Source organism: Sulfitobacter sp. M85 (genome assembly GCF_029285915.1).
Classification (GTDB): domain Bacteria; phylum Pseudomonadota; class Alphaproteobacteria; order Rhodobacterales; family Rhodobacteraceae; genus Sulfitobacter; species Sulfitobacter faviae.
Window position 1 is genome coordinate 143887 of the sequence record NZ_JABECQ010000007.1, and the last position, 24085, is coordinate 167971.

The window sequence follows — 24085 nt, forward strand, 5'->3', positions numbered from 1 at the left end:
CGGTGTCGGGCGGGCACGGCAGCGAAACTGTCAAAAGTCACCCCACGCCGGTCGGGCGTTACGGGACTTATCCGGCTAGTTAAGGGCTTTACGGGGTGAAACACAATGGTCAATCGAATGAGCAACAGTCAAATGCGCTTTATCCCCGGTCGGTTGACAAGGCGCATGGGCTTGGAAACATTCAGACTGTCACGGCGGCTGTCGCCGGGCGACACCATAGAATTGCCTTGCCGCCGATGCGGCCCAGAGTTTCAAAGGACCGCTTTCATGCCTAAATTTCTGCGCCCCGCGCTTTGTCTGACCCTTCTGGGCCTCGCCGCCTGTGATGAGATCGCCGTGGCCGACGACCCCGCAGCGCTGGCGGAATTGCGCGGGCAGAAAAGCTGTATCTCCGCGGTGGCCCAGCAAACCGGAGCGGCGGGGATTGCGATCAATACCACCCGTCCGGTGGTTGAGCTTTACCGCCATATCGTCGATGTGCCCGGCGCGGCGAGCTGGTCTTGCATCACCGATCCGAATGGCAAAGCGGTCGAGATCGCAGAGCAGCGCAACGGTTAAGCCGCGCTGCTTGTGGGGCGCGGTCAGAGGTAATCTGACCGCTGCAACCCGTATTTCGCCATCTTCTCATTCAACGTCCGTCGCGGCAGGCAAAGCTCGTCCATGACGCTGGCGATCGAGCCCTTGTGGCGGCGCATGGTGTTATCGATCAACATACGCTCAAAGGCTTCGACATATTCTTTCAGCGGCTTGCCCTCGGTGGTCATCACCGGCTGCATCTCATCATGGTCGCTCATCAACAGCGAGGCAATGGTGCCCGAGCCGCGGCGCGATTGCAGCACGGCGCGTTCGGCGACGTTGATGAGTTGCCGCACGTTGCCGGGCCAAGGCGCCTGCAACAGCTGTGCCGCCTCTTGCGCGCTGACCTGAGGCGCCTCGCAGCCGTATTCATCCGCGAATTGATCGCTCAACCGAGTAAAGAGCGTCAGAATATCCTCGCCCCGTTGGCGCAGCGGGGGCACGGTGATGCGCAGGGCCGCCAGACGATAAAACAGGTCCGAGCGCAGCGCGTCTTCCGAGGTGCGCCCTGCCTCTTGCAGGTTCGAGATGGCGACGATCCGCGTCTCCGCCGGGGTGCCCTGCTCGTTGATCGCGCTTAGCAGCCGGGCTTGGAGTTGCTCAGAAAGCGCTTCGATATCCTCTAAGACCAAAGTGCCGCCGCGGGCTTCTTCGATAGCGGGCAGTTGCGCGTCTTCGGGCTGCATCGGGCCGAAAAGCCGTTTGGCCAGCGCTTCTTCCTCGAAAGCACCGCAGGAGACGAGCACGAATTTCTTGCCCGCACGCGAGCCTACGGCGTGCAGCGCATGGGCGACCAAAGTCTTGCCCGTCCCGGTCTCCCCGTCGATCAGCACATGCCCATCGGCCTGCCCCAGATCGAGAATATCCTCGCGCAGGCGCTCCATCACCGGGGATTGGCCGATCAGCTTTTTCATCAACTGGCCGCCGTCCGACAGTTCACGCCGCAGGGCGCGGTTGTCCATCACCAGCCGCCGCGCGTTGGCGGCCTTCTTAGCCAACTCGCTCATCCGGTCGGGGTTGAAGGGCTTTTCGAGGAAATCGAACGCGCCCACCCGCATCGCCTCAACCGCCATCGGCACATCGCCATGGCCGGTGATCATAATGACCGGCAGGGCCGAGTCGCTGCCCATGAGTTTTTTCAAAAACTGCATCCCGTCCATGCCCGGCATCTTGATGTCGGAAATGACGATGCCCGGATAATCGGGCCCCAATGTCTTGAGCGCGTCCTCGGCGCTGCCGAAAGTTTCCGTGTCATAGCCTGAGAGGGCCAGCCACTGGCTGATCGACTGCCGCATGTCCTGTTCGTCATCTACAATCGCGATTTTCATTGCCTGAGCCATGCGTTCACTCCGCCGCTTCTATCTTCGTTTCATCTGCCAATATGGGCAGTTGCATTTCAAAAACAGCGCCACCGTTCTGTCCGTTGCGCGCCGTCAGCCTTCCACCGAGGTCGTTCACGATCCCCGATGAAATGGCAAGACCCAGCCCAACGCCATCGCCGGGCTGTTTGGTCGTGTAGAAAGGTTCGAACAGCGCGTCCAAGTCTTCGATCCCCGGGCCATTGTCGCGCACGGTCAATGTCGCCGTCTCCCCCGCTGATAATATAATGTCCACCTGAGGGTTTCGTTCCGATTTTGTTGCGTCCAATGCGTTTCTTAACAGGTTTACCATAACTTGTTCGATCCGCATACGGTCTCCCATCACCGTGACGGGATTATCGGGCAGAATACGGCTGATCTGGACCTGTCGTTGGCGCAGTTGCGGCTCCATCATCGACAGGGACGATGCCAGCGCTGCGCCCATGTCGACAGGAGAAAACGCCTCCTGCCCCTTGCGGGCATAGGATTTAAGCTGCCGCGTGATCGCGCCCATCCGCTCGATCAGGTCGTCGATACGGCCAAAGGACGACAGCGCCTCATCCTGCCGGTTGCGATTGAGCAACAACCGCGCGCCCGCCAGATAGGTCTTCATCGCGGCGAGCGGTTGGTTCAATTCATGGCTGACGGCGGCAGACATCTCGCCCAAGGCGGCGAGTTTCGATGACTGTTCAAGCGTTTGCTCGGCCACGGCGAGGGTCTGTTGCACGCGCTTTCGTTCGGCAATCTCACGTTGCAGGGCAAGGTTCAGCGCCCTGAGTTTTGCCGATTCCCGTTGGAAGATCGCCAGCCTTCCGGCCGTGCGGCGGCTGAGGAAGTAGAACGCCAAGGCCAGCAAAATCGCAAAACCCATGACCTCAAGCGCCAGCACGCCGTTCACCTTCTCGCGGACCGAGGCATAGGTGGTGTAGCTGCTCATCCGCCAGCCCCGGAACGGGATGCGGTTTTCCAGACGCATCACCGCTTCGCCCTGCAAATAGGCATCGGGCGGCAGCGCGGTCCAATCGGTGGTGGCTTGGATGGCGCGCTCAATGGCGCTTTGCGGCGTGTGGTTGGCCAAGGCTTCGGGTTCGGTCAGCCCGCGCCAGCGCGGCTCGGTGGCGAGGATGATCTGCCCGGTGCTGTCCATGACGATCACCGCGTCGGAAATCCCGGCCCATGCGCGCTCGAACTTCTGCAAGTCGACCTCGACCGCGATTACGCCAAGGGTCGTGCCGCCCGACTGCATGCGCCGCGAATAGAGGAAACGATAGCCGCCCTGCTCCCGCTCAATCGTCGAAAAGATTGTGGCGTTGGAGCGAATGGCGTCGACGAAATAAGGCTCGGATTTATGCGCAGAGCCCAAACGGTTGCGGTCGGTCGCCGCCACCGTGCGCCCGTCGATGTCATAAAGCATCAAGGAGGCCGCGCCGATCTCCTCCACGAAGGAGATAAGCCGTTGCGTCGATAGGGAATAATCCGCCGTTTGTAGCGCCCCGATCAAGGTTGGGTCGCGGGCCAAAAGCTGCGGCACGATGGCATTCTGGCGCAGTTCCGCCAGCAGGTTCCCGCTATAAAGCGCGATGCGCAGTTCGGCGCGGTTGCGGGTACTTTCGGTAAAACGGTCGGTCAGCAGCTTATTGGTGATCGAAATCGTCACCACAGCGAGGATCATCAGCGCCGCGATGGCGAACCGCACCCGCCAGGATACGGCCATGCTATTGCCTTCGGAACCGGATGTATCACTCATCGCGGCAACCTACGCGCTCCGCGCGCCGCACTCAAGTCAGGCGGTTTGCAAAGCACCGGTCAATGCGCGGAAGAGCGCCGCCCCATCCGTATTGCCATGCGCCGCTTCCGCCGCCCGCTCAGGGTGCGGCATCATGCCCAGCACCCGGCGGTTATCCGACAGGATGCCCGCGATGTCATCGCGCGCGCCGTTCGGGTTCTCGGCATAGCTGAAGGCCACGCGATCTTCGCCGCGCAGTTTCGCAATCGTCTCGTCATCCGCGAAATAGTTGCCGTCGTGGTGGGCGATCGGAATGTCGATGACCTGACCGGCAGTGTAGCCGCTGGTGTAATCGCTCGCCGTAGTCTCGACCTTGAGACCCACGGTCTTGCAGATGTATTTCAATCCCGCGTTCCGCAGCAGCGCGCCCGGCAGCAGGCCGGTTTCGGTCAGCACCTGAAAACCGTTGCAGATGCCCATCACATAGCCGCCACGCTCCGCATGGGCGGCCACTGTGCGGCAGATCGGCGAATTCGCGGCGATGGCCCCGCAGCGCAGGTAGTCGCCATAGGAGAACCCGCCGGGGATCCCCACGATATCAACGCCTTGCGGCAGTTCGCTGTCCTTGTGCCAGACCATGGAGACCTTGGCACCCGCGGCTTTGAAAGCCACGGCAAGGTCGCGGTCGCAATTGGACCCGGGAAAGACAACCACCGCTGCGTGCATCAGGCCAGCTCCACCGAATAGGATTCGATCACCGTATTGGCCAAGAGCTTTTCGCACATGGCGTTTACATCGGCCTCGGAGGTGCCTTCGGCGAGGTCAAGTTCGATCACCTTGCCCTGACGCACACCGTTCACCCCGTCAAAGCCCAAGGCTCCGAGCGCGTGGCGAACCGCTTCGCCCTGAGGGTCGAGCACCCCGTTCTTCAGCATCACATGCACCCGTGCTTTCATGGCGCGACACCCCTTTGTAACATCTGCAAATTGAACGGCGAAGCCGCGTTAGTTTATCAGCGTCGGCTTTGTCACCGGCGCGTTGTTCTTGGGCATGACGCCAAGGCGTTTGGCCACTTCGGTATACGCATCGGTGAGCGAACCCAGGTCGCGGCGGAACACGTCTTTATCGAGCTTCTGACCCGTTTCGATGTCCCACAGGCGGCAGCTGTCGGGGCTGATCTCATCGGCAACGATCAGACGCTGGAAATCACCGTCGTAAACGCGGCCAATCTCGATCTTGAAGTCCACCAGCTTAATGCCCACGGCCATCATCACGCCCGACATGAAGTCATTAACCCGCAGCGCAAGGCTCAGGATATCGTCCATGTCTTGCTGGCTGGCCCAGCCGAATGCGGCGATATGCTCTTCGGTGACCAGCGGATCGCCGAGCGAGTCGTCCTTGTAGCAATATTCAACGATCGGGCGTGGCAGCTGTGTGCCCTCTTCGATCCCCAACCGCTTGGACATGGAACCGGCGGCATAGTTGCGTACGATCACTTCCAGCGGAATGATCTCAACCTGCCGCACGAGCTGTTCGCGCATGTTCAGGCGTTTGATGAAATGCGTCGGCACGCCGATGCTGTTCAGCCCAGTCATAAAGAACTCGGACAGGCGGTTGTTCAACACGCCCTTGCCTTCGATCGTGGCTTTCTTCTCGGCGTTAAAGGCCGTGGCATCGTCTTTGAAATATTGAACGATCGTACCGGGCTCGGGACCTTCATAGAGGATCTTTGCCTTGCCTTCGTAGATCTTGTTGCGCCGGGCCATGGGCATCCTTTCCAACAGGGGGCCGGGAACATCCCCGCCGCTTGCGCTTCTCTTAGTGCAAGCACCCCGCTGCTGCAAGCATGGCCCGCCACCTTTGCCCCGCCACTTGCGAGAACGGGCCTGCGTTCGCATATCGATAGGGTAATCGCAGCAACCGGAGACCCGCCATGAGCAACTTTGACGACCGTGCAAATGCCTTTGAAAGCAAGTTCGCCCACGATGCGGATATGCAATTCCGCGCCGAGGCGCGGCGCAACAAGCTTCTGGGTCTCTGGGCTGCTGAACTTTTAGGCAAATCCGGCAGCGATGCCGAGGACTATGCCAAAGAGGTCGTGAAATCCGATTTCGAAGAGGCGGGCGACGAAGACGTTTATCGCAAAGTCTCGGGCGATCTGGGCGACCGCGCGGATGAGGCGACGATCCGCGGCAAGATGCAAAGCCTGATGGCCGAGGCCAAGGCGCAACTGCTGAGCGAGACAAGCTGACCCCCTGCGCTCCGGTCTTGGCACCGGGGCGCAGCCTTCCCGCCTGCCCTCATAATGAAGATGAATATTATGAGATTGCCCCCAGGTAGCCACCATGACATCAGGCGAAATTCTCAGACCTAACAGGAGCCCCCATGAGCAACGCATTCACCGATCTTCTCGCTGAAAAGGGCACATTGCTCGCCGATGGGGCCACGGGCACCAATCTGTTCAACATGGGGCTGATGTCGGGCGATGCGCCCGAATTGTGGAACACCGACGAGCCCGCAAAGATCACTAAGCTTTACCGTTTTGCGGTGGATTCGGGCAGTGATCTGTTCCTTACCAACTCCTTTGGTGCCAACGCCGCCCGCCTCAAGCTGCACGACGCGCAGGACCGCGTGCATGAGTTGAGCCGCGTCTCCGCCGAACTGGCGCGCGAAGTGGCCGATACCGCCGAACGCAAAGTGATCGTCGCAGGCTCCGTCGGCCCGACGGGCGAGATTATGGAGCCTGTGGGCACCCTGTCCCACTCCCTCGCCGTCGAGATGTTCCACGAGACCGCCGATGGGCTCAAGGCAGGTGGTGCCGATATCGGCTGGCTCGAGACGATCAGCGCCCCGGAAGAATACCGAGCCGCCGCCGAAGGCTTCCAGCTTGCCGGTCTGCCGTGGTGTGGCACGATGAGCTTTGACACTGCGGGCCGCACGATGATGGGGCTGACTTCTGAAGGGATGGTCGACTTGGTGCATGGGCTCGAAAACATGCCGCTGGCCTATGGTGCCAACTGCGGCACTGGCGCCTCTGACCTGCTACGCACCGTGCTTGGCTTTGCCGCGAAGAACGGCACGCTGCCGATCATCTCGAAAGGCAATGCAGGCATCCCGAAATACGTCGAAGGCCACATCCACTATGACGGCACGCCCGAGTTGATGGCGCGCTATGCGGTGATGGCCCGCAACGCAGGCGCAAGCATCATCGGCGGCTGTTGCGGCACCCTGCCTGAGCATCTGGTCGCCATGCGCGAGGCGCTTGACAGCACCGAAAAAGGCCCGGCCCCGACGTTGGAGCAGATCCGCGAAGAGATCGGCGATTTCTCTTCCGAAAGTGATGGCACCGATGGCCAAGGCCCCACCCGCGCGCCGCGCCGCGGGCGTCGCCGGGGCTGAGGCTCAGAACAAGCTCAATTGATCGCCCTTTTCGGAGGGCGGTCGATACAGATCACAGCGCAGCGGCACGCCAGACCGGGCCAGCCCCAAACGTTTCACCGCCAGATCAAAGCGTTGCGCCACCATCTGCGCATATGGCCCCTCACCCCGCATCCGCTTGTGCCAGCCCGCGTCATATTCCTTGCCCCCGTGCATATCGCGTAACCGCGCCATGATCCGCTCGGCCCGGTCCGGGTAATGGGTGGCGAGCCAGTCCTGCACCAGCGGCGACACCTCTCGCGGCAGGCGCAGCATGATCCAACTGGCGTGCCGCGCGCCCGCGTGGCGCCCGGCGGTGAGGATCGCCTCCAACTCCGGGTCGGTCAGCGCCGGGATCATCGGCGATGCCATGATCCGCACCGGAATCCCTGCTTCCGACAGCTTTCGGATCACCTGCAACCGCCGCCGCGGCGCGGGCGCGCGCGGCTCCATCAAGCGGCTCAGCTTTGCGTCCAGCGTGGTCACCGAAATGCCGACCGCCGCCAATCCGCGCCCTGCCATGTCGCTCAGAATGTCGATGTCGCGTTCGATCAGGCTGCCCTTTGTGACGATCGCCACCGGGTGATTGAACGCCGACAACACCTCAAGACACTCTCGCATGATGCCATGGGTCTTTTCGATCGGTTGATACGGATCGGTGTTGGTGCCGATGGCGATGGGCGCGACCTGATAGCGCTTCGACCGCAACTCCCGCGCCAGAACGTCCGGCGCTTCGGGGCGGGCGATCAACTGCGTCTCAAAATCCAGCCCCGGCGAAAGGCCGAGGTAGGCATGGCTGGGCCGCGCGAAACAGTAAACACAGCCATGTTCGCAGCCGCGATAAGGGTTGATCGAGCGGTCAAAAGGCAGATCCGGCGAGCGGTTGTAGGTGATCACCCGGCGCGGCACCTCGATACTGGTCTGGGTGCGCAGCACCGGAAGCACCTCGTCGCGCGCCCAACCGTCATCTTCGGCGACGCGGGTATGACGCTCAAACCGGCCCGCATCATTGCTGCCGGCCGCGCGGCCAAGCACGCGGAATCGCTGGTCTTCCCTATCCATGAAAGAAGGTTAGAACATTGCGCGAACATCGGCAAGTAACCTCGTGCAAACCCTTGTCCTTACACCGCAAAAAGCAGTAGTTTGGCCCCAAGGCGTCGCGCAAGGCGCGGCCGATGTCGCAAACCGCGACCCCGGCGCTAACATTCCGTGGGACAAGGGCTCAAGTGTCATGCACCTGCACGCCCAGCAGAAGGAAACACCATGTCGGAAGAAGACGATATCATCCTGGCCGAGTTGGACGACGAAGAACTGGTCCAACAGATGTTCGATGACCTCTATGACGGTCTTAAGGAAGAGATCGAAGAAGGGGTGCAAATCCTGCTTGAACGCGGTTGGGAGCCCTATGAGATCCTGACCAAGGCGCTTGTCGGCGGGATGACCATCGTCGGCGCCGATTTCCGCGACGGGATCCTCTTCGTGCCCGAAGTGCTGCTGGCCGCCAATGCGATGAAGGGCGGCATGGCCATCCTCAAGCCGCTGCTTGCAGAAACCGGAGCGCCGCGCGTGGGCAAGATGGTGATCGGCACTGTCAAAGGCGACATTCATGACATCGGCAAGAACCTCGTCGGCATGATGATGGAAGGCGCGGGTTTCGAGGTTGTCGATCTGGGCATCAACAACGCGGTCGAAGCCTATCTCGAAGCGCTCGAAGCGGAAAAGGCCGATATCCTTGGCATGTCTGCCCTGCTGACCACGACCATGCCCTATATGAAAGTGGTGATCGACACGCTGATCGAACAGGGCAAGCGCGACGACTATATTGTGCTGGTCGGTGGCGCGCCCCTGAACGAGGAATTCGGCAAGGCCATCGGTGCCGATGCCTATTGCCGGGATGCCGCCGTGGCGGTGGAGACAGCGAAAGACTGGATGGGCCGTCGACATAATTCGGCCAACGCCTGAGCGTTTCGCCCCTGCCCGCTTGGCTTGGGGCGCGGTGACATGCGATGGTATCGGCATGAATGACACCCCGCTGCCAGATGACCGGACCCTGACCCAAGACGGGCTCGCGCCCACCCGCGCGGGCCGTATCTTGCTGATTGCCTGCGGGGCGCTGGCGCGTGAGATTTTGGATCTGAAAGCCGCCAACGGTTGGACCCATCTGGACCTGACCTGCCTGCCCGCGAAATATCACCTCTACCCGGAAAAGATTACGCAGGCGGTGCGTGATACGGTCGCCAAACACCGTGCGGATTACGACGATTTCTTTGTTGTCTACGCCGATTGCGGCACGGGCGGCGGGCTGGAACGCGCCTGCGCAGAACTCGGCGTGCAAATGGTCGCCGGGCCGCATTGCTATAGCTTTTTCCAAGGCAACGAAAGTTTCGCCAAAACCGCCGAAGATGAGATCACCACCTTCTACCTCACCGATTTTCTGGTCCGGCAGTTCGACGCTTTCATCATCAAACCCATGGGCCTCGACCGGCATCCCGAGCTGCGCGACATGTATTTTGGTAACTATGAAAAACTGGTCTATCAGGCGCAGACTGACGACTCGGCGCTTACCGAAAAGGCGCGGGACTGCGCCGCTCGGCTTGGCCTTGCGTTCGAGCGGCGGTTCACGGGTTACGGTGATTTGGAGAGCGCTCTGCGCGCCCTTTAACCCTTACGCTTCCTGCGCGGCCGTCTCGCGCACACGCTCGATCATCGCGCGCAATCCGTTGGAACGCTGCGCCGAGAGGTGGTCGTTCAACCCCAGCCGCGCCAGTTCCGCCTTGGCATCGACGCCGCCCACTTCACTAGGTGTCAAGCCGTTGTAAAGCTTGCGTAAAACCGCGATCAACCCTGAGACGATCATCGCATCGCTGGCGCCGTCGAAATGCAGTTTCCCGCCCTCGAACTGTGCATGCAGCCAGACCTGAGAGGCGCAGCCATCGACCTTGGTCGCAGGGACGCGCAGCGGCTCAGGCAGCGGCTCCATCGCTTTGCCAAGGTCGATCACATGGCGATAACGGTCTTCCCAATCGTCCAAAAACTCGAAATCCTCGACCAGTTCTTCAAAGGCGGGCGTGGCCATCTGTGCACTCTCTTCGGGTGAATTCCATTGCCTGACAGGTAGGATGCCCATGGGCAAAGGTCCACCCCCTTCCCAAGGCTGGCGGGATGGGGTAGCACAAGGCAAGTAAACTTAACGGCGGTTCCCATGCGCAAGACAATCCTCGCTCTTTTGGCTTCGACCCTTTTGGTATCCGCCTGCGGCACGGTCCGTGACAGTCGCATCAATCCATTGAATTGGTTTGGCCCCGCCCGTTCGGTTGAGACCGCCCCGGCGGAGAGCACGAACCCCCTGATCCCGCAGCGCAGTGGGCTGTTCGCGCGGCGCGCGGTTGAGGTCGACACCTATGAGGGGCGCCCCTTTGAGCAGATCACCGATCTGACCATCGAGCCGGTGCCGGGCGGTGCGATTCTGCGCGCCACCGGGCTGGCGGCACGCCAAGGCATCTACAAAGTGCGCCTGACCCCCGCGACGCCGGATGAGATGCCCGTCGACGGTGTTCTGACCTATCGTTTGGAAGGGGTCCGGCCCGACAAGGCCACCCCGCAAGGCAGCCGCCCCACCCGCGAAGTGATTGCCGGGCGTCGCCTGACCGATCAGATGCTGGCCGGGGTGCGCGAGATTCGCGTCGAAGGGCAGCTGAACGCGCTGGTCTCTCGCCGCTAAGACGCCGCCTGCCCTCTATTGAGAAAGAGCCGCCCCTGATCGGGCGGCTCTTTTCGTTTCAGACTTTGACGGCCTTCACGTCATTTCCGTCAGCGGCCAAGGCGATCTTGCCCTCGCAGAGCAGTAGCGCATCGGCACCGAAGACCTCATGCCGCCAGCCGCGCAGCGCCTGCACGTCACGCTCCCCCGCCGAGAGCATGTCGAGATCGCTGGCCGAGGCGATGAGCTTGGCCGCAACGCCCGCGCTTTCGGTCTTGGCCTTGAGCAGCACCCGCAGAAGATCGGCTAGCGCCGGGTTCACCTGCAACTTGTCGCGCTTGCGGTCGGGCTGGGGCATGTCGGCAGGCTTGCAGGCCACACCTGCGGCCACAGCCTTCAGGATACCTTCGGCGATTTCGCCCTTGCGGGCCTCGCGCAGCAGCAGCCGGGCGCGGTTCAACTCTTCGCCATTCGAGGGCTTGAGGCTCGCCAATTCGACCAGCGCGTCATCCTTGAACACCCGGTTGCGCGGGATGTTGCGGCTGCGGGCGTAATCCTCACGGAAGGCCGCCAGCTCACGGACGATCGCCAGAAACTTGGGCGAATTGGTCCGGGTCTTGACCCGTTTCCACGCATCCTGCGGTTGGGTGACATAGGTGTCGGGGCTGAGCAGCGTTTCAAGCTCTTCGGCCACCCACCGCGCGCGCCCGGTCTGTTCAAGCTTGCGGGCCAGAAATTCGTAGATTTGGCGCAGATGGGTCACGTCGGCCAGCGCATAGGTCTTCTGCGCCTCGGTCAGCGGGCGGCGCGACCAATCGGTAAAGCGCGAGGTCTTGTCGAGCGACTGATGCGCGATTTTGCGCACCAAGGTCTCATAGCCCACCTGTTCCCCAAAGCCGCAGACCATCGCGGCGACTTGCGTGTCGAACAGCGGCTTGGGAAAGACCTTGGCATCGACATAGAAGATCTCAAGATCCTGCCGCGCGGCGTGGAAGACCTTGACCACCGACGTGTCGCGGAACAGATCGTACAGCGGCTCAAGCGAGATGCCATCGGCCAAGGGGTCGACCAATACGGCGTTGCTATCATCGGTGCCGGGCATGGCAAGCTGAACAAGGCAGAGTTTGGAATAATAGGTCCGCTCACGCAGGAATTCAGTGTCGACGGTCACGTAATCATGGCGCGCAGCCTCTTCACAGAATTGCGCGAGGTCGGCGGTCGTGGTGATGGTTTTCATATATGCTCTTTGACATGTTGCACGCCCGGTCATCGGGCTTTGCCAAAGAGGTACATCACGCGGGCGGGTTTGACCAGCGTCAGCCGGTGAGCAGGACCGGCTCCCGCTCACCAGCGGCGAAACGGCGCAGCACGGCGGGGTAAAGGCGGTGTTCCTGTACCAAGACCCGCTCGGCCAAACTCTCGGCCGTGTCGCTGGGTAGAACGGGGATGCGCGCCTGACCAAGGATCGGACCGTCATCGAGTGCGGCGGTCACCTCATGCACGGTGCAGCCATGTTCGGTATCGCCAGCCTCCAGCGCGCGGGCGTGGGTGTGCAGGCCGCGGTATTTCGGCAATAGCGAGGGGTGGATGTTGATCATCCGCCCCGCCCAAGCATCGGTGAACCCTTCGGTCAATTTGCGCATGAAACCGGCAAGGCAGATGATGTCGGGCGCATGAGCCTCAAGCGCAGCGCTGAGCGCCGCCTCAAAAGCCGGGCGGTCCTTGCCGAAGGGGCGGTGATCGACCACTTCGGTCGCGATCCCCTGCCCCTGCGCCCAAGCGATCCCGCCCGCATCCGCGTTGTTTGACAGCACCAGACAGGGGCGGCCTGCATGGTCACCGGTCATATCCTCGACCAGCGCCCGCATGTTAGAGCCGCCGCCCGAGACGAAAATCGCAACCCGCTTGGTCAAAGCAGCGCGCCGGAATAGGTGACGCCATTGCCAGTGGTGATGCGCCCGATCTCAATGGCGGCATGGCCATCCTCGGCAAAGGCGGCTTTGGCGGCCTCGACCTTATCGGCGGAAACCACGGCGACCATGCCGATCCCGGCGTTGAAGGTCTTGAGCATCTCGGCCTCGGCCATGTCCCCTTCGGCGGCCAGCCATTTGAACACCGGCGGGAGTTCCCATGCATTGAGGTCGATCTCAGCAGCCAGCCCCACGGGCAGGACGCGCGGCAGGTTCTCGGTCAGGCCACCGCCGGTGATATGCGCCAGCGCCGACACGGCATCGGCGCGCAGGGCGGCCACAGCGCCTTTGACGTAGAGCTTCGTTGGCGTCAGCAGCGCGCTGCCCAGATCACCCTCGCCCCATGGGCAATCATCACCCCAGCCCAGACCGCTCCGCTCGACGATCTTGCGCACGAGGCTGTAGCCGTTGGAATGCACCCCGTCGCTCGGCAGGCCCAAGAGCACGTCGCCCTCTTTCACATCGCGCGGCAGCTCGGTCCCCCGCTCCATCGCGCCGACCGAAAAACCGGCAAGGTCGAAATCGCCCGCGTGGTACATGCCCGGCATTTCAGCAGTCTCGCCCCCGATCAAGGCACAACCGGAATCGGCGCAGCCCTTGGCGATGCCTTCGATGATCCGCGCGGCACTGTCGAGTTCCAGTTTGCCGGTGGCGAAATAGTCGAGGAAGAAGAGCGGCTCGGCCCCCTGACAGACCAGATCGTTGACACACATGGCGACCAGATCGATGCCGATACTGTCGACATTGCCGGTGTCGATCGCGATGCGCAGCTTGGTGCCCACGCCATCGGTCGCCGCGACCAGCACCGGATCGGTGAAGCCTGCGCCCTTGAGATCGAACAGCGCGCCAAAGCCGCCGAGGCCGGACATGACACCGGGCCGCGCGGTGGATTTCGCCGCCGGTTTGATCCGCTCTACAAGCGCATTGCCTGCGTCAATATCCACGCCTGCTTCGGCGTAGGTGATTCCGTTGTCGGATTTTGTCATGGTCATGGCCCCCGGCGCGCATTTTCCCTTGCGCGCGGAGTTAGAGTATTGCGCCGCCCACTGCAATCATTTGGTGCAGCTAATGTCTTGACGCTCGGCCTGCGGCGTCATACCCAAACGCCCATGGCGGGCCTGTAGCTCAATTGGTTAGAGCAGAGCGCTCATAACGCTTTGGTTGCGGGTTCAAGTCCTGCCGGGCCTACCATACTTCCGCCCCCGCCTTTCGTGGCCTTCACCGTTTGGCGCTGACGTGCCAGTTCACCTGCATCTCGACCACCGTTTCACCCGCTTCGTTCTGAATGTCGACCGCCACGTCAAAGGCGACCTTGCCGTCTTCTTGCAGCGCGCTCAACAGGTCGGCCCCGGGGCGCGAGGTTTTGGCATGGGCGGTCAGCGTGCCTTCGGCGATCTTTTTAAAGGTGATCTGCCCCATGGCCGCCACGGGGCGCATGTCCATGATCACCGGTGCAATCGCCCCCGCCATGGCGGCCCCCGATGCGGCTTCGCCCAGCGTGAACATCGCGCCCGCGTGCTGCGTGCCGATGTGGTTCGAGGTCTCATGCCGCTGCACCAATTCGGCGCCGGCGGTGCCGTCTCCGATCTCGAGCAGTTTCACCCCGACATGGGCGGCAAAGGGCACGGCCGTGTCGAGATGGGCTTTGATCATGTCATAGGGGGTCATCGCTGCGCTCCGTATTAGGGTCCCCTCACTGTGGCAAAGCCGGGCGCGTCGCACAATCATGCCGCCGGGTCACCGCGCGATGACGATATCCGCGCGCAGCCCGCCAAGGCGGTCCGATTCCCCAAGCCGCAGCACCCCGCCGTGGGCGCGGGCGATGTCGGAGGCGATGGCAAGGCCAAGCCCCACGCCGCCGCCCTTGTCTTGGTTGCGCGCAGGATCGAGCCGCGAAAAAGGCCGCGTCGCCTCGTCTCGCCGCGCTTCGGGAATGCCGGGGCCATCGTCTTCGACCCGGATGCGCAGGGTGCGGTCGCTCAGCATGACCGAGACTTCGGCCTGCGTGCCATAGCGCACGGCGTTGGAAATAAGGTTGTCCACCGCCCGGCGCATCGCGATCCTGCGCAGCTTCACGATCCCCTCGCCCGCGCCCTCGGGCGGCAGCAGCGTGACCTTGCGCCCAGCCCGCTGCGCGTCTTCCACGATGGCGCTGACGAACCCATGCGGGGCCACCTCTTCGGGTTCACCCTCAGCGGCGCCCTTGGCGAAGTTCAGGAATTCGTCCAGCATCCGTTGCATATCATCCACATCGGCCAAGAGCGGGGCTGCGTCCTCCTCGTCGATCATCGACAGGCCGAGGCGCATCCGGGTCAGCGGCGTGCGCAGGTCGTGGCTCACGCCCGAGAGCATCAGCGTGCGCTGCTCTATCTGCCGCTCGATCCGGGCGCGCATGTCGACAAAAGCGTTGCCCGCCGCGCGGACTTCGATGGCGCCGGTGGGAGTATAAGGCTCATGCCGCCCACGGCCAAAGGCCTCCGCCGCGCGGGCCAGACGTTTGATGGGGCGCAGCTGATTGCGCAGATAGATCGTGGCGATATAGCTCAAAAGCACGCCGAAAAACACGGTGTAGACGAAAAGCTGATGCGGGTTCGAGGCCGAGATGCGCCGCCGCTCGAACTGGATGCGCAGCGGCCCGTGCACGCTCTCGATATAGAGCACGACGAAATCGTCATCGCTGAGGTCCACCGCTTCGATCCCGTCCATCTTGCTGCGCAGCCGGGGGATGAGGACGCGGCCCGAATAGTCGTACCACAGCATGCTGTCTTCTTCGGGCAGCGGACGGTTGGCGGGGGTCACCACGAAATCAAGCGGGCCCGCCCGCGCCTCAACCGCCGTGGGCACGGATTGCGCATCGGGGGCCGTGCCGACCGCCAGCATGACCAGTTCCAGTTCCCGCAGAACCGTATCGGTCATCTGGCCGGTGACACCTTCGAAATGCCTCTGCGCAAAGATCACCACGACGACCAACTGCAAAAACACCACTGGTAACAGCAGGATCAGCGCGGCGCGTCCGTAGATGCCGCGCGGCACATATCGTTTGAGCCAGGCAAAATTCATGGCTAGACCTTAGCCAGCCCCCTGCCCCAGCGAAAGGTGAAACCATGCTGCCGCCCGACAACTTCGACCCCAAGATTGGCATTGCCGAAACCTTGGAGCCCGAGCTGCGCCGGATCGTGGCGCCCAACCCCTCACCGATGACCTATCGCGGCACCAATACCTATCTCTTGGGCGAGACCGATGTGGCGGTGATCGACCCCGGCCCCGACAGCTCGGCGCATCTTGAGGCGATCCTCGCCGCAATCCAGCCCGGGCAGCGGATCAGCCATATCATCGTGACCCATACGCATCTGGATCACTCCCCCCTTGCCCGCCCGCTGGCCGCGCGTACGGGGGCCGAGGTCTGGGCCTTTGGTGAGGCCACGGCGGGCCGTTCGGCGGTGATGCAGGGGCTGGCCGAGGCGGGGCTGATGGGCGGCGGTGAAGGTGTGGACCACGGGTTCCGCCCCGATCACGCACTGGCCGATGGGGATGTGCTGAAGGGGGACGGCTGGGCGCTGGAGGTGCTGCACACGCCGGGCCATATCGGCAATCATGTCAGCCTCGCTTGGGGGGATGCCTGTCTGACCGCGGATCACGTCATGGGCTGGGCGACCTCCCTCGTTTCGCCCCCCGATGGGGATTTGACCGATTTCATGGCTTCCTGCGATAAGCTGGGCGCGCGGCAATGGCGGGTGTTCTATCCCGGTCACGGCGCCCCGGTGAGCGATCCCAACGCGCGGCTCGACTGGTTGGTCGCGCATCGTCGCGCGCGGGAGGCGTCGATCCTCGACGCACTGGCTGCCGGACCCGCGACGGCGGAGGACCTCGCTCGCGCCATCTATGCCGAAACACCTTCCGCGCTCTTAGGCGCGGCCACCCGAAACGTGCTGGCGCATCTGGTCGATCTGACAGGCCGGGGGCGCGTGACCCCAGAGGGCACCTTGCAGGCAGAGGCGCGTTTCACTCTCAACTCATAGGAGAATGCGGGCCTTTCCGTCGCAAAATCGCAACAAATGCCCCATTCTGGGCGCAATCTGGCCCCTTTATGGACCCGAACCGCGCCCAAGCTGGTTGCGGGGGTGAGAGACATCAAACCCCAGCGAGCAGCAAAGGAGCTACCCGATGGCCCGACTAGACAGAACGCCGCAACCGCAAAAACCAAAGCCTGCGCCGAAGCCGAACGGCACCTCGGCCCAACCACCGCAGCGCCCCACGCCGCTGATCACCGACTACGCCAGTCTTTGAACGGCGCTCCCCGCGCATCAGATGGGGCCGGTGGATTGGGGGAACTTTGGGGCCGGACCATGCGTTTGCCGCCTAGAGCAACACGCAAGGACAGACATGAAACCCCATACCCCCTCTCACGAAGCTGACCTCGCCCGTCTGCGCCGATTGGCCGTCAGCATGGACAGCGCCTATAAGCTGCCGTTCGTCGGCGTGCGAATGGGGTGGGATTCGATACTGGGCCTCGTGCCGGTGGTGGGCGATACGCTCGCCCTTCTTCCCTCGGCGTATATCCTGAAAGAATCGCACCGCTTGGGCGCGCCCAACAGCGTGCTGGCGAAAATGCTGGTGAACACCGGGATCGACTATGTCATCGGCTCGGTCCCGCTGGTCGGTGACCTTTTCGATATCGGTTGGAAGTCAAAGCTGCGCAATGTCGATCTGCTGGAGCGTCACCTGAAGGATCAAGCCGCCAAAGCGCCGCCGATGGGCGATGTCGAAGGGCGCATGTCCTCGCACCACCCGACGCTCAACAACTGATCGCCAAAGAAAAAGGGCCGCCCCAAGGCGACCCTTTCAGTCTTTCCGAAGAACGGGTGGCTTAGCCGACCAGTTCCAGACCGGAGAAGAAGTAAGCGATCTCGACCGCAGCGGTTTCCGGCGCGTCGGAACCGTGCACGGAGTTTTCACCAACGCTTTCGGCGAATTCGGCGCGGATGGTGCCGGGGGCCGCGTCGGCGGGGTTGGTCGCACCCATCACTTCGCGGTTCTTCGCGATGGCGTCTTCGCCTTCCAGAACCTGAGCCACGATCGGCGCGGAGGCCATGAACTCGCACAGTTCGTCATAGAAGGGACGCTCGGCGTGCACCTTGTAGAACTCGCCCGCCTGCGCCTTTGTCAGGTGGATGCGCTTTTGCGCCACGACGCGCAGGCCCGCGTCTTCGAATTTCTTGACGATGGCGCCGGTCAGGTTGCGGCGGGTTGCGTCGGGCTTGATGATCGAGAAGGTGCGTTCGAGGGCCATTGGCTGTACTCCATAGCGGGTGTTGATTTGCGCGCTCCCTAGCATGGGGTCTGGCCCATGAAAAGCCGTGATTGACCTTCGGCCCCGCTTGCTCCAAACGGCTTTCATGTTACGCATTTCAGAAATCAACTACTCCGTCGAAGGCCGCCCCCTGTTCGAGGAAGCCTCCGCCGTGATCCCCGAGGGGCATAAGGTCGGCATCGTCGGGCGCAACGGCGCGGGCAAGACGACGCTGTTCAAAATCATCCGTGGTGAGCTGTCACTCGACAGCGGCGATATCTCTTTGCCGTCCCGCGCCAAGATCGGCGGCGTCGCGCAAGAGGTGCCCTCGTCCGAGACCTCGCTCATCGACACGGTGCTGGAGGCCGACGTTGAACGTGCCCGGTTGATGAAAGAGAGCGAAACCGCCGAGGATCCCGCCCGCATCGCGGACATCCAGACCCGTCTGGCCGATATCGACGCATGGTCCGCCGAAGGGCGCGCGGCCTCGATTCTCAAGGGGCTTGGTTTCGACGACGAAGAACAGCAGATGCCCTGCTCCGCCTTCTCAGGCGGCTGGCGGATGCGCGTGGCGCTGGCCGCCGTGCTCTTTGCCCAGCCCGACCTGCTGCTTTTGGACGAGCCGACCAACTACCTCGACCTTGAAGGGGCGCTCTGGCTGGAAAGCTATCTGGCGAAATACCCCCATACGGTGCTGATCATCAGCCACGACCGCGGCCTGTTGAACCGCGCCGTGGGCGGCATCCTGCATCTCGAAGATCGCAAGCTGACCTATTACCAAGGCCCTTACGACCAATTCGCCCGCCAGCGCGCCGAGCAACGCGCGTTGCAGGCGGCGATGGCCAAGAAACAGCAGGCCCGGCGCGATCACATGCAGGCCTTCGTCGACCGTTTCAAGGCCAAGGCCAGCAAAGCCAAACAGGCGCAATCGCGTCTGAAGATGATCGAGAAGATGGACATGATCACCGCGCCCGAGGAGGCGGCGCGCAAGGTCTTCACCTTCCCCGAGCCTGAAGAATTGTCGCCCCCGATCATCAATATCGAGAACGGCGCAGTCGGTTATAGCGACGACAACCCGGTGCTCACGCGGCTGAACCTGCGCATCGACCAAGACGACCGGATCGCCCTTCTGGGCAAGAACGGTCAGGGCAAGTCGACGCTGGCGAAACTTCTGTCGGACCGCCTGCCCCTGATGGCCGGGCGGCAGGTCAATTCCTCCAAGCTGCGCGTGGGTTTCTTCGCCCAGCATCAGGTGGATGAGCTGATCGTCGAGGAAACCCCGCTGCAACACATGATCGCCGCCCGCCCCGGCGTGTTACAATCCAAGCTGCGCGCGCAGCTTGCCGGTTTCGGCCTTGGCCCTGAGCAGGCCGAGACCGAGGTCGGGCGGCTTTCGGGCGGGCAGAAGGCGCGGCTGTCGCTGCTCTTGGCGACGCTGCACGCACCGCATCTGCTGATCCTCGACGAGCCGACCAACCACCTCGACATCGAAAGCCGCGAAGCGCTGGTGGAGGCGCTGACGCGCTATTCGGGCGCGGTGATCCTTGTTAGCCACGACATGCACCTGCTGTCGCTGGTGGCCGACCGGCTGTGGCTGGTGTCGAACGGCACGGTCAAACCCTATGAGGAAGATCTCGAAGCCTATCGCAAGATGCTGCTGACGCCGGAAAAGCCGGTCAGCAAGAACCCCGCCAAGCCGAAAGAAACGCCCAAACCCAAACGCGCCAGCCGCGATGAGGTTTTGGCCCTGCGCAGCGAGGTCCGCAAGGCCGAAGCGCGGATGGAAAAGATCAACGAGATGCGCGACAAGCTCGCCAAGAAACTCGCCGATCCCGCGCTTTACGAGGACGCCAAAACCGGTGAGCTTGAGGTCTGGAACAAGAAATACGCCGAGGTGATGGAGGCGCTGGACCGCGCGGAATCGCTTTGGATGGGCGCACAGGAAAAGCTCGAGAAGGCCACGGCCTGACCCGGAAGCGTTCACTTTATCACATCGCAGGGGTCGCCTAAGGGGCGGCCCTCGTGCATTCTGGCCAGAAGCCCCGCGCCAAGGAAGTCCCATGACCCTCGACACCGCCTATATGATCACCGCCCTCGTCACGATGTTCGTGGTGATCGACCCCATCGCCATCGCGCCGGTCTTCCTCGCGCTTACCCGCGGGATGAGCAACGCAGAGCGGCGCAAGATCGCTTGGCGCGCGGTCGGCGTGGCCGGGTTGATCTTGCTGATCTTCGCAGCCTTCGGCGAGGCAGTGCTGGGTTTCATCGGCATCTCCATGCCCGCTTTCCGCGTGGCGGGCGGCATCTTGTTGTTCATCACCGCGCTCGACATGCTCTTCGACCGCCGTACCAAACGGCGTGAGGACCGCGCGGATGAAGACGACCACGACGATCCGTCGGTCTTCCCCATGGCCATTCCGTTGATTGCGGGCCCCGGCTCCATCGCCTCGGTCATCCTGCTGACGGGAGAAAAACCGGGCGGCGAAGGGCTGTTGACCATTATCGTGATCACCGCGCTGACACTGGTGGTCATGGCGCTAACCATGCAGGTCAGCGGCGCGCTTGAGCGGGCGATGGGCAAGACGGGCATTAACATCGTGACCCGTCTGCTTGGCATGTTGCTGGCGGCGCTTTCGGTTCAATTCGTGCTCGACGGCTTGGCGGCCTTTGGCTTTGGCCCCGGCCCCACGTTCGGCTGACATTTCCGCGCGGCCTTCCTATATGAGATCTAAGGGGGCGCGTTCATGGCCGAAATCGACACAGCACATCTGATCTATCTCATCGTTCTTCTGGCGATGGTGGCGGGCTGGTTTTTCATGCACAGCCGCCCGAATATGAACAAGACCCTGCAACAGGCGGCGGTCTGGGGGCTGATCTTTACCGGCGCCGCGGCGGGCGTCGGCCTGTGGCAAGACATCACCCGCGACAGCGCCCGCCAACATCTCACCATCAGCGAAGAGGGTGACATCGTCCTGCCCCGCGGGCGCGATGGGCATTACTACCTGACGGCCCAGATCAACGGCGCGCCGGTGCGCTTTGTCGTCGATACGGGCGCATCCGATATCGTGCTGACCAAATCCGACGCGGCGCGCATCGGCATCGACCCCGAGGGGCTGGATTACCTTGGCCGCGCGGGCACCGCCAATGGCGAAACGCGCACCGCCTTCGTGCGTCTCGACGAGGTGGTGGTGGGCCATGCGGTCGATCACAACGTCCCCGCGGTAGTGAATGACGGGATCATGTCGCAATCCTTGCTCGGCATGGGCTACCTGCAACGTTGGGGCCGGATCGAGATCAGCGGCGGTGAACTGCGCCTGAGCCGCTGACGGAATAGGGCAAGACCTTGCCGGAAATGCGGGGCAAAACATCAAACACGCCGCAAAATGACGCCGCATTCGCCGTGAATTGAACAGGTTCCCGCCCTTTTGAGCGGATATCTGCAGGGCACAACTGTACCCAATTTTGGAGAAAGTGCTGCTATGCTGATGAACATTTTTGGTGGGTCATCCTCCTACCAACAAAGCAACAAACCCGCTAAGGCGGAGAAGGCTGAAAAGCCGCAAGAGGCCGAAAAGGCCAAGGACAAGCCATCCCAGGCGCAGGCGAAACCCGCCAATGACGGGCAGAACGCGCAGAACAGCGCGGCGGCGCAGGAGGCATCCAAACCTCAAGCCGTGCAAGCGCCTGCCAAGGTCGAAACGGTGCAAGCTGTGGCACAGGCAAAGCCGGTCGAGACGGCTCAAAAGGCCACGAGCGCGGATGACGAAGCCTTTGCCCGCGCCGCAGCACAGCGCAGCGTCGACAGCCAGCGCACCCGCGCCCTGCTGGACACGATCGCGCCGGTGAACAACAGCGCGGTCGAAGCGGCCAAATCCTATGTCAGCAAGGTCGAACCCGCAGCACCGGAGGCCGAGGCGAGCAAATCCACCGCTGCCGCGAAACCCGCGCTCGACAAAGCGGCCTAAGCCGCGTTCAGGGGCGGCGGGCTTTCGGCCCCTGCCCCTGCACTGCCGCCCTTCAGGTCTCGGCCTTCTTTTCCCAGCGGCCGCTTTCCTCTGACCAATATTGGGCCGAGGCGCCGTCGGATTTCAGCCGCTTCCACAGGCCGCGCGCCTGATCCAGCGCCACGGGATCATGCCCGTCGAACAACACGCAGACCCGCTGGTGCGCGGCCACTTCCGCCGCCGTGACATCGGCCCCATGCACCGTCATCAGACAATCCGCCCGATTGGGGGCGCCATCCTCCAGCGTCAGCAGCACGGGCTGATCCGCGTCCTGCGGCCCGCCCGCCATGCCATGGGGCAGAAAGCTGTCATCCGCATAGGTCCAAAGCGCCCGGTCCAGCGCCTGTAGCCCCGCCCGGTCCGTCCCGCGCAGGGCCACGCGCCAGCCATTGGCGAGCGACTTTTCCAGCAGCATCGTCAGCGTCTCGACCAGAGGTCGCTGGGTCAGGTGATAGAAGTAAGCCGCCCCCATCAGTCGCTCAGCCCTTCTCGAAACGGTCAGCGACGAGACGGTTCAACGCCGCCACGCCCCAGCCCGTCGCGCCCGCGGGCGCCAGCGTACTTTCGGATTTCAGTGAGGCAACACCGGCAATATCGAGGTGAATCCAAGGTGTCTCATCCTTGACGAACCGCTTGAGGAATTGCGCCGCAGTGATCGACCCCGCCGGACGCCCGCCGATATTTTTCATGTCGGCGACGCGGCTTTTCAGCAGGTCGTCATAGCCCTGCCCCAGCGGCATCCGCCACGCGCCTTCGCCTTCGCTCTCAGCGGCTTTCAGGAAATCGTTGCACAGCCCATCGTCATTCGAAAAGACCCCGGCGTTCTGATGGCCCAGCCCGATGATGATCGCCCCGGTCAGCGTGGCCAGATCGATCATCGCCGCGGGTTTGAAACGGTCTTGGGCGTACCACATGACATCGCAGAGCACCAAACGCCCCTCGGCGTCGGTGTTGATGACCTCTACCGTGTCTCCCTTCATCGTGGTGATCACATCGCCCGGGCGGGTGGCATTGCCCGAGGGCATGTTCTCAACGATACCCACAAGCCCCACGACATTCGCCTTGGCCTTGCGCAGCGCCAGAGTACGCATCACGCCGGAGACGACGCCCGCGCCGCCCATGTCCATGGTCATGTCTTCCATGCCAGCCCCGGGTTTGAGGCTGATGCCGCCGGTGTCAAAGACCACACCCTTGCCGACCAGCGCCAGAGGGGCTGAGTCATCGGCGCCGCCTTCCCACCGCATCACGACCACTTTCGACGGGCTGTCCGAGCCTTGCCCCACAGACAAAAGCGTGCGCATTCCAAGCTTTGCAAGCTCTTCCTCATCCAGAACTTCAACTTTCAGGCCCAAGCTTTCCATCTCGGCCAGACGTTCGGCAAAATTGGTGGTGGTCAGGATGTTGGCGGGCGCGTTGGTCAGATCGCGGGTCATGAAGGCCCCTTCGGCCACGGCCATGAGCGGTACGGCGGCCTCACGCGCGTCATCGGGTTTGGAACACATGACCTCGACCGTGCCTTTGCGCGCCTTGGGCGCGGATTTGTGATCTTCAAAGCCGTAGTCCCGCATTGCCAGACCAAAGGCCACATCGGTCACCCGGCGTGTTGCGGCGGCCAGCATCAGCAGATCGCTGTCACCCCGGCGTTTGGCCAGCGCGGCCCCGGCCTTGCGCGCGGTCATCACCTCGGCCCGGCGCGGCATATGAACCACGTCCACCGCCTCTGCCGCCATGCCTGCGGGGTAGCCCATGCTGAGAACCTCGCCGGGTTTCAGCGCCGCGAAACGCTCACTCTCTACCAGCCGCTGCAAAGCGCCTTTGGTCAGACGGTTCACCCGCCGCGCCCCGGCATCCAAACGGCCCTCAGGCTCCAGAAACAGCGCGATCCGCCCGGAATGCCCCGCGATACGGTCGATGTCGGTCTCGGCGAAGGTGATGGGGGTCAGATCGGTCATGGCATGCCTCATGGTTGATTTTGCCCCAGACCTAGCGCGCCGCGCGGCCCATGGCCAGATAGCAGTTTTCCCGCCCCGCGAATTGCTTTAAG

General features: G+C 62.8%; 28 protein-coding genes and 1 tRNA gene. 14 read left to right on the forward strand and 15 right to left on the reverse strand.

Features of this window, described 5'->3' with window-relative positions:
* Positions 1-267: 267 nt before the first annotated feature.
* Complete coding sequence (locus tag HKX24_RS14365; protein ID WP_271691341.1) at positions 268-558, forward strand: hypothetical protein; 291 nt, start codon at positions 268-270, stop codon at positions 556-558.
* A 23-nt stretch (positions 559-581) separates the two neighbouring features.
* Here the strand turns inward: HKX24_RS14365 and HKX24_RS14370 are convergent, their stop codons facing one another.
* From HKX24_RS14370 to purC, 5 genes are read right to left on the reverse strand one after another with little or no spacing between them, the layout of a single operon-like run.
* Positions 582-1916, reverse strand: a complete 1335-nt coding sequence (locus HKX24_RS14370) for a sigma-54 dependent transcriptional regulator (RefSeq protein ID WP_271691342.1) — start codon at positions 1914-1916, stop codon at positions 582-584.
* Between the two features lie 4 nt (positions 1917-1920).
* On the reverse strand, positions 1921-3681 hold the full coding sequence (locus HKX24_RS14375) for an ATP-binding protein (RefSeq protein ID WP_271691343.1): 1761 nt from the start codon (positions 3679-3681) through the stop codon (positions 1921-1923).
* A gap of 36 nt (positions 3682-3717) precedes the next feature.
* On the reverse strand, positions 3718-4386 hold the full coding sequence (gene purQ / locus HKX24_RS14380; protein ID WP_271691344.1) for a phosphoribosylformylglycinamidine synthase subunit PurQ: 669 nt from the start codon (positions 4384-4386) through the stop codon (positions 3718-3720).
* The gene (purS, locus tag HKX24_RS14385) at positions 4386-4616 is read right to left on the reverse strand and encodes a phosphoribosylformylglycinamidine synthase subunit PurS (protein ID WP_067266658.1); all 231 of its coding nucleotides are present in this window, start codon (positions 4614-4616) and stop codon (positions 4386-4388) included. The genes purQ and purS overlap by 1 nt, the downstream gene beginning before the upstream one ends.
* A 48-nt stretch (positions 4617-4664) precedes the next feature.
* Positions 4665-5426: a phosphoribosylaminoimidazolesuccinocarboxamide synthase gene (purC, locus tag HKX24_RS14390; protein WP_067266657.1), complete on the reverse strand. Its 762-nt coding sequence runs from the start codon at positions 5424-5426 to the stop codon at positions 4665-4667.
* Between the two features lie 167 nt (positions 5427-5593).
* Between purC and HKX24_RS14395 the strand changes: the two genes are divergently transcribed.
* Both HKX24_RS14395 and bmt read left to right on the forward strand, forming a co-directional pair.
* Positions 5594-5911 carry a DUF1476 domain-containing protein gene (locus tag HKX24_RS14395; RefSeq protein WP_209217756.1) on the forward strand — a complete coding sequence of 106 codons (318 nt, stop codon included), beginning with the start codon at positions 5594-5596 and terminating at the stop codon, positions 5909-5911.
* A 134-nt stretch (positions 5912-6045) separates the two neighbouring features.
* A complete protein-coding gene (bmt, locus tag HKX24_RS14400) occupies positions 6046-7059 on the forward strand; it encodes a betaine--homocysteine S-methyltransferase (RefSeq protein WP_271691345.1) in 1014 nt (337 codons plus the stop codon).
* Positions 7060-7062: 3 nt separating this feature from the next.
* Here bmt and HKX24_RS14405 read toward each other — a convergent pair whose 3' ends face one another.
* Positions 7063-8139 (reverse strand): PA0069 family radical SAM protein, encoded by a 1077-nt coding sequence (locus HKX24_RS14405; protein WP_271691346.1) that lies wholly within the window; start codon positions 8137-8139, stop codon positions 7063-7065.
* A 201-nt stretch (positions 8140-8340) separates the two neighbouring features.
* On the opposite strand from HKX24_RS14405, the gene HKX24_RS14410 reads away from it, so the two are divergent.
* Positions 8341-9039 carry a B12-binding domain-containing protein gene (locus HKX24_RS14410; protein ID WP_271691348.1) on the forward strand — a complete coding sequence of 233 codons (699 nt, stop codon included), beginning with the start codon at positions 8341-8343 and terminating at the stop codon, positions 9037-9039.
* 55 nt (positions 9040-9094) lie between these two features.
* Positions 9095-9739, forward strand: a complete 645-nt coding sequence (locus HKX24_RS14415; protein ID WP_271691349.1) for a DUF1638 domain-containing protein — start codon at positions 9095-9097, stop codon at positions 9737-9739.
* Between the two features lie 3 nt (positions 9740-9742).
* Here HKX24_RS14415 and HKX24_RS14420 read toward each other — a convergent pair whose 3' ends face one another.
* On the reverse strand, positions 9743-10153 hold the full coding sequence (locus HKX24_RS14420; RefSeq protein ID WP_067266648.1) for a SufE family protein: 411 nt from the start codon (positions 10151-10153) through the stop codon (positions 9743-9745).
* 126 nt (positions 10154-10279) lie between these two features.
* On the opposite strand from HKX24_RS14420, the gene HKX24_RS14425 reads away from it, so the two are divergent.
* A complete protein-coding gene (locus tag HKX24_RS14425) occupies positions 10280-10798 on the forward strand; it encodes a hypothetical protein (protein ID WP_271691350.1) in 519 nt (172 codons plus the stop codon).
* Between the two features lie 58 nt (positions 10799-10856).
* Here HKX24_RS14425 and rnd read toward each other — a convergent pair whose 3' ends face one another.
* The 3 genes from rnd to purM all read right to left on the reverse strand — a co-directional run bounded on the left by rnd (position 10857) and on the right by purM (position 13733).
* Positions 10857-12014: a ribonuclease D gene (gene rnd / locus HKX24_RS14430; protein ID WP_271691351.1), complete on the reverse strand. Its 1158-nt coding sequence runs from the start codon at positions 12012-12014 to the stop codon at positions 10857-10859.
* 79 nt (positions 12015-12093) lie between these two features.
* Positions 12094-12690 (reverse strand): phosphoribosylglycinamide formyltransferase, encoded by a 597-nt coding sequence (purN, locus tag HKX24_RS14435; protein WP_271691352.1) that lies wholly within the window; start codon positions 12688-12690, stop codon positions 12094-12096.
* Positions 12687-13733: a phosphoribosylformylglycinamidine cyclo-ligase gene (gene purM, locus HKX24_RS14440; protein ID WP_271693825.1), complete on the reverse strand. Its 1047-nt coding sequence runs from the start codon at positions 13731-13733 to the stop codon at positions 12687-12689. The genes purN and purM overlap by 4 nt, the downstream gene beginning before the upstream one ends.
* Positions 13734-13861: 128 nt before the next feature.
* On the opposite strand from purM, the gene HKX24_RS14445 reads away from it, so the two are divergent.
* A tRNA-Ile gene (locus HKX24_RS14445) sits at positions 13862-13938 on the forward strand.
* Positions 13939-13965: 27 nt separating this feature from the next.
* Here HKX24_RS14445 and HKX24_RS14450 read toward each other — a convergent pair.
* Together HKX24_RS14450 and HKX24_RS14455 are read right to left on the reverse strand one after the other, a co-directional pair.
* Positions 13966-14415, reverse strand: a complete 450-nt coding sequence (locus HKX24_RS14450; RefSeq protein WP_271691353.1) for a DUF4442 domain-containing protein — start codon at positions 14413-14415, stop codon at positions 13966-13968.
* 69 nt (positions 14416-14484) lie between these two features.
* Positions 14485-15807 carry an ATP-binding protein gene (locus HKX24_RS14455; RefSeq protein ID WP_271691354.1) on the reverse strand — a complete coding sequence of 441 codons (1323 nt, stop codon included), beginning with the start codon at positions 15805-15807 and terminating at the stop codon, positions 14485-14487.
* Positions 15808-15851: 44 nt separating this feature from the next.
* Between HKX24_RS14455 and HKX24_RS14460 the strand changes: the two genes are divergently transcribed.
* From HKX24_RS14460 to HKX24_RS14470, 3 genes are all read left to right on the forward strand, one after another.
* The gene (locus HKX24_RS14460; RefSeq protein ID WP_271691355.1) at positions 15852-16766 is read left to right on the forward strand and encodes an MBL fold metallo-hydrolase; all 915 of its coding nucleotides are present in this window, start codon (positions 15852-15854) and stop codon (positions 16764-16766) included.
* Positions 16767-16911: 145 nt separating this feature from the next.
* A complete protein-coding gene (locus tag HKX24_RS14465) occupies positions 16912-17034 on the forward strand; it encodes a hypothetical protein (protein ID WP_269451603.1) in 123 nt (40 codons plus the stop codon).
* Positions 17035-17130: 96 nt separating this feature from the next.
* On the forward strand, positions 17131-17553 hold the full coding sequence (locus tag HKX24_RS14470) for a DUF4112 domain-containing protein (RefSeq protein WP_271691356.1): 423 nt from the start codon (positions 17131-17133) through the stop codon (positions 17551-17553).
* Positions 17554-17614: 61 nt separating this feature from the next.
* On the opposite strand, the gene ndk is transcribed toward HKX24_RS14470, so the two are convergent.
* Positions 17615-18037, reverse strand: coding sequence for a nucleoside-diphosphate kinase (gene ndk, locus HKX24_RS14475; protein WP_271691357.1), 423 nt, complete (start codon positions 18035-18037; stop codon positions 17615-17617).
* 106 nt (positions 18038-18143) lie between these two features.
* Between ndk and HKX24_RS14480 the strand changes: the two genes are divergently transcribed.
* The 4 genes from HKX24_RS14480 (at position 18144) to HKX24_RS14495 (ending at position 22002) form a co-directional block, all read left to right on the forward strand.
* A complete protein-coding gene (locus HKX24_RS14480) occupies positions 18144-20006 on the forward strand; it encodes an ABC-F family ATP-binding cassette domain-containing protein (RefSeq protein WP_271691359.1) in 1863 nt (620 codons plus the stop codon).
* Between the two features lie 91 nt (positions 20007-20097).
* Positions 20098-20736 carry a MarC family protein gene (locus HKX24_RS14485; RefSeq protein WP_271691360.1) on the forward strand — a complete coding sequence of 213 codons (639 nt, stop codon included), beginning with the start codon at positions 20098-20100 and terminating at the stop codon, positions 20734-20736.
* A gap of 45 nt (positions 20737-20781) precedes the next feature.
* Positions 20782-21363, forward strand: coding sequence for a TIGR02281 family clan AA aspartic protease (locus tag HKX24_RS14490; protein WP_209217741.1), 582 nt, complete (start codon positions 20782-20784; stop codon positions 21361-21363).
* Positions 21364-21516: 153 nt separating this feature from the next.
* Positions 21517-22002, forward strand: a complete 486-nt coding sequence (locus HKX24_RS14495; protein ID WP_271691362.1) for a hypothetical protein — start codon at positions 21517-21519, stop codon at positions 22000-22002.
* A gap of 52 nt (positions 22003-22054) precedes the next feature.
* Here the strand turns inward: HKX24_RS14495 and HKX24_RS14500 are convergent, their stop codons facing one another.
* Complete coding sequence (locus HKX24_RS14500; RefSeq protein ID WP_271691363.1) at positions 22055-22513, reverse strand: DNA polymerase III subunit chi; 459 nt, start codon at positions 22511-22513, stop codon at positions 22055-22057.
* A gap of 7 nt (positions 22514-22520) precedes the next feature.
* Positions 22521-23993, reverse strand: a complete 1473-nt coding sequence (locus HKX24_RS14505; protein ID WP_271691364.1) for a leucyl aminopeptidase — start codon at positions 23991-23993, stop codon at positions 22521-22523.
* Positions 23994-24085 lie beyond the last annotated feature (92 nt).

Coding starts and splice junctions, on each gene's coding strand:
- purQ (WP_271691344.1), bottom strand. CDS start 4,386: ATGCACGCAGCGGTGGTTGTCTTTCCCGGGTCCAATTGCGACCGCGAC.
- HKX24_RS14460 (WP_271691355.1), top strand. CDS start 15,852: ATGCTGCCGCCCGACAACTTCGACCCCAAGATTGGCATTGCCGAAACC.
- HKX24_RS14410 (WP_271691348.1), top strand. CDS start 8,341: ATGTCGGAAGAAGACGATATCATCCTGGCCGAGTTGGACGACGAAGAA.
- HKX24_RS14450 (WP_271691353.1), bottom strand. CDS start 14,415: ATGACCCCCTATGACATGATCAAAGCCCATCTCGACACGGCCGTGCCC.
- purC (WP_067266657.1), bottom strand. CDS start 5,426: ATGGCCCGGCGCAACAAGATCTACGAAGGCAAGGCAAAGATCCTCTAT.
- rnd (WP_271691351.1), bottom strand. CDS start 12,014: ATGAAAACCATCACCACGACCGCCGACCTCGCGCAATTCTGTGAAGAG.
- HKX24_RS14415 (WP_271691349.1), top strand. CDS start 9,095: ATGAATGACACCCCGCTGCCAGATGACCGGACCCTGACCCAAGACGGG.
- purS (WP_067266658.1), bottom strand. CDS start 4,616: ATGAAAGCACGGGTGCATGTGATGCTGAAGAACGGGGTGCTCGACCCT.
- HKX24_RS14470 (WP_271691356.1), top strand. CDS start 17,131: ATGAAACCCCATACCCCCTCTCACGAAGCTGACCTCGCCCGTCTGCGC.
- HKX24_RS14375 (WP_271691343.1), bottom strand. CDS start 3,681: ATGAGTGATACATCCGGTTCCGAAGGCAATAGCATGGCCGTATCCTGG.
- HKX24_RS14465 (WP_269451603.1), top strand. CDS start 16,912: ATGGCCCGACTAGACAGAACGCCGCAACCGCAAAAACCAAAGCCTGCG.
- HKX24_RS14480 (WP_271691359.1), top strand. CDS start 18,144: ATGTTACGCATTTCAGAAATCAACTACTCCGTCGAAGGCCGCCCCCTG.
- HKX24_RS14455 (WP_271691354.1), bottom strand. CDS start 15,807: ATGAATTTTGCCTGGCTCAAACGATATGTGCCGCGCGGCATCTACGGA.
- HKX24_RS14485 (WP_271691360.1), top strand. CDS start 20,098: ATGACCCTCGACACCGCCTATATGATCACCGCCCTCGTCACGATGTTC.
- ndk (WP_271691357.1), bottom strand. CDS start 18,037: ATGGCCCTCGAACGCACCTTCTCGATCATCAAGCCCGACGCAACCCGC.
- bmt (WP_271691345.1), top strand. CDS start 6,046: ATGAGCAACGCATTCACCGATCTTCTCGCTGAAAAGGGCACATTGCTC.
- HKX24_RS14495 (WP_271691362.1), top strand. CDS start 21,517: ATGCTGATGAACATTTTTGGTGGGTCATCCTCCTACCAACAAAGCAAC.
- HKX24_RS14370 (WP_271691342.1), bottom strand. CDS start 1,916: ATGGCTCAGGCAATGAAAATCGCGATTGTAGATGACGAACAGGACATG.
- HKX24_RS14420 (WP_067266648.1), bottom strand. CDS start 10,153: ATGGCCACGCCCGCCTTTGAAGAACTGGTCGAGGATTTCGAGTTTTTG.
- HKX24_RS14490 (WP_209217741.1), top strand. CDS start 20,782: ATGGCCGAAATCGACACAGCACATCTGATCTATCTCATCGTTCTTCTG.
- purM (WP_271693825.1), bottom strand. CDS start 13,733: ATGACAAAATCCGACAACGGAATCACCTACGCCGAAGCAGGCGTGGAT.
- HKX24_RS14395 (WP_209217756.1), top strand. CDS start 5,594: ATGAGCAACTTTGACGACCGTGCAAATGCCTTTGAAAGCAAGTTCGCC.
- HKX24_RS14425 (WP_271691350.1), top strand. CDS start 10,280: ATGCGCAAGACAATCCTCGCTCTTTTGGCTTCGACCCTTTTGGTATCC.
- HKX24_RS14505 (WP_271691364.1), bottom strand. CDS start 23,993: ATGACCGATCTGACCCCCATCACCTTCGCCGAGACCGACATCGACCGT.
- HKX24_RS14365 (WP_271691341.1), top strand. CDS start 268: ATGCCTAAATTTCTGCGCCCCGCGCTTTGTCTGACCCTTCTGGGCCTC.
- HKX24_RS14405 (WP_271691346.1), bottom strand. CDS start 8,139: ATGGATAGGGAAGACCAGCGATTCCGCGTGCTTGGCCGCGCGGCCGGC.
- HKX24_RS14500 (WP_271691363.1), bottom strand. CDS start 22,513: ATGGGGGCGGCTTACTTCTATCACCTGACCCAGCGACCTCTGGTCGAG.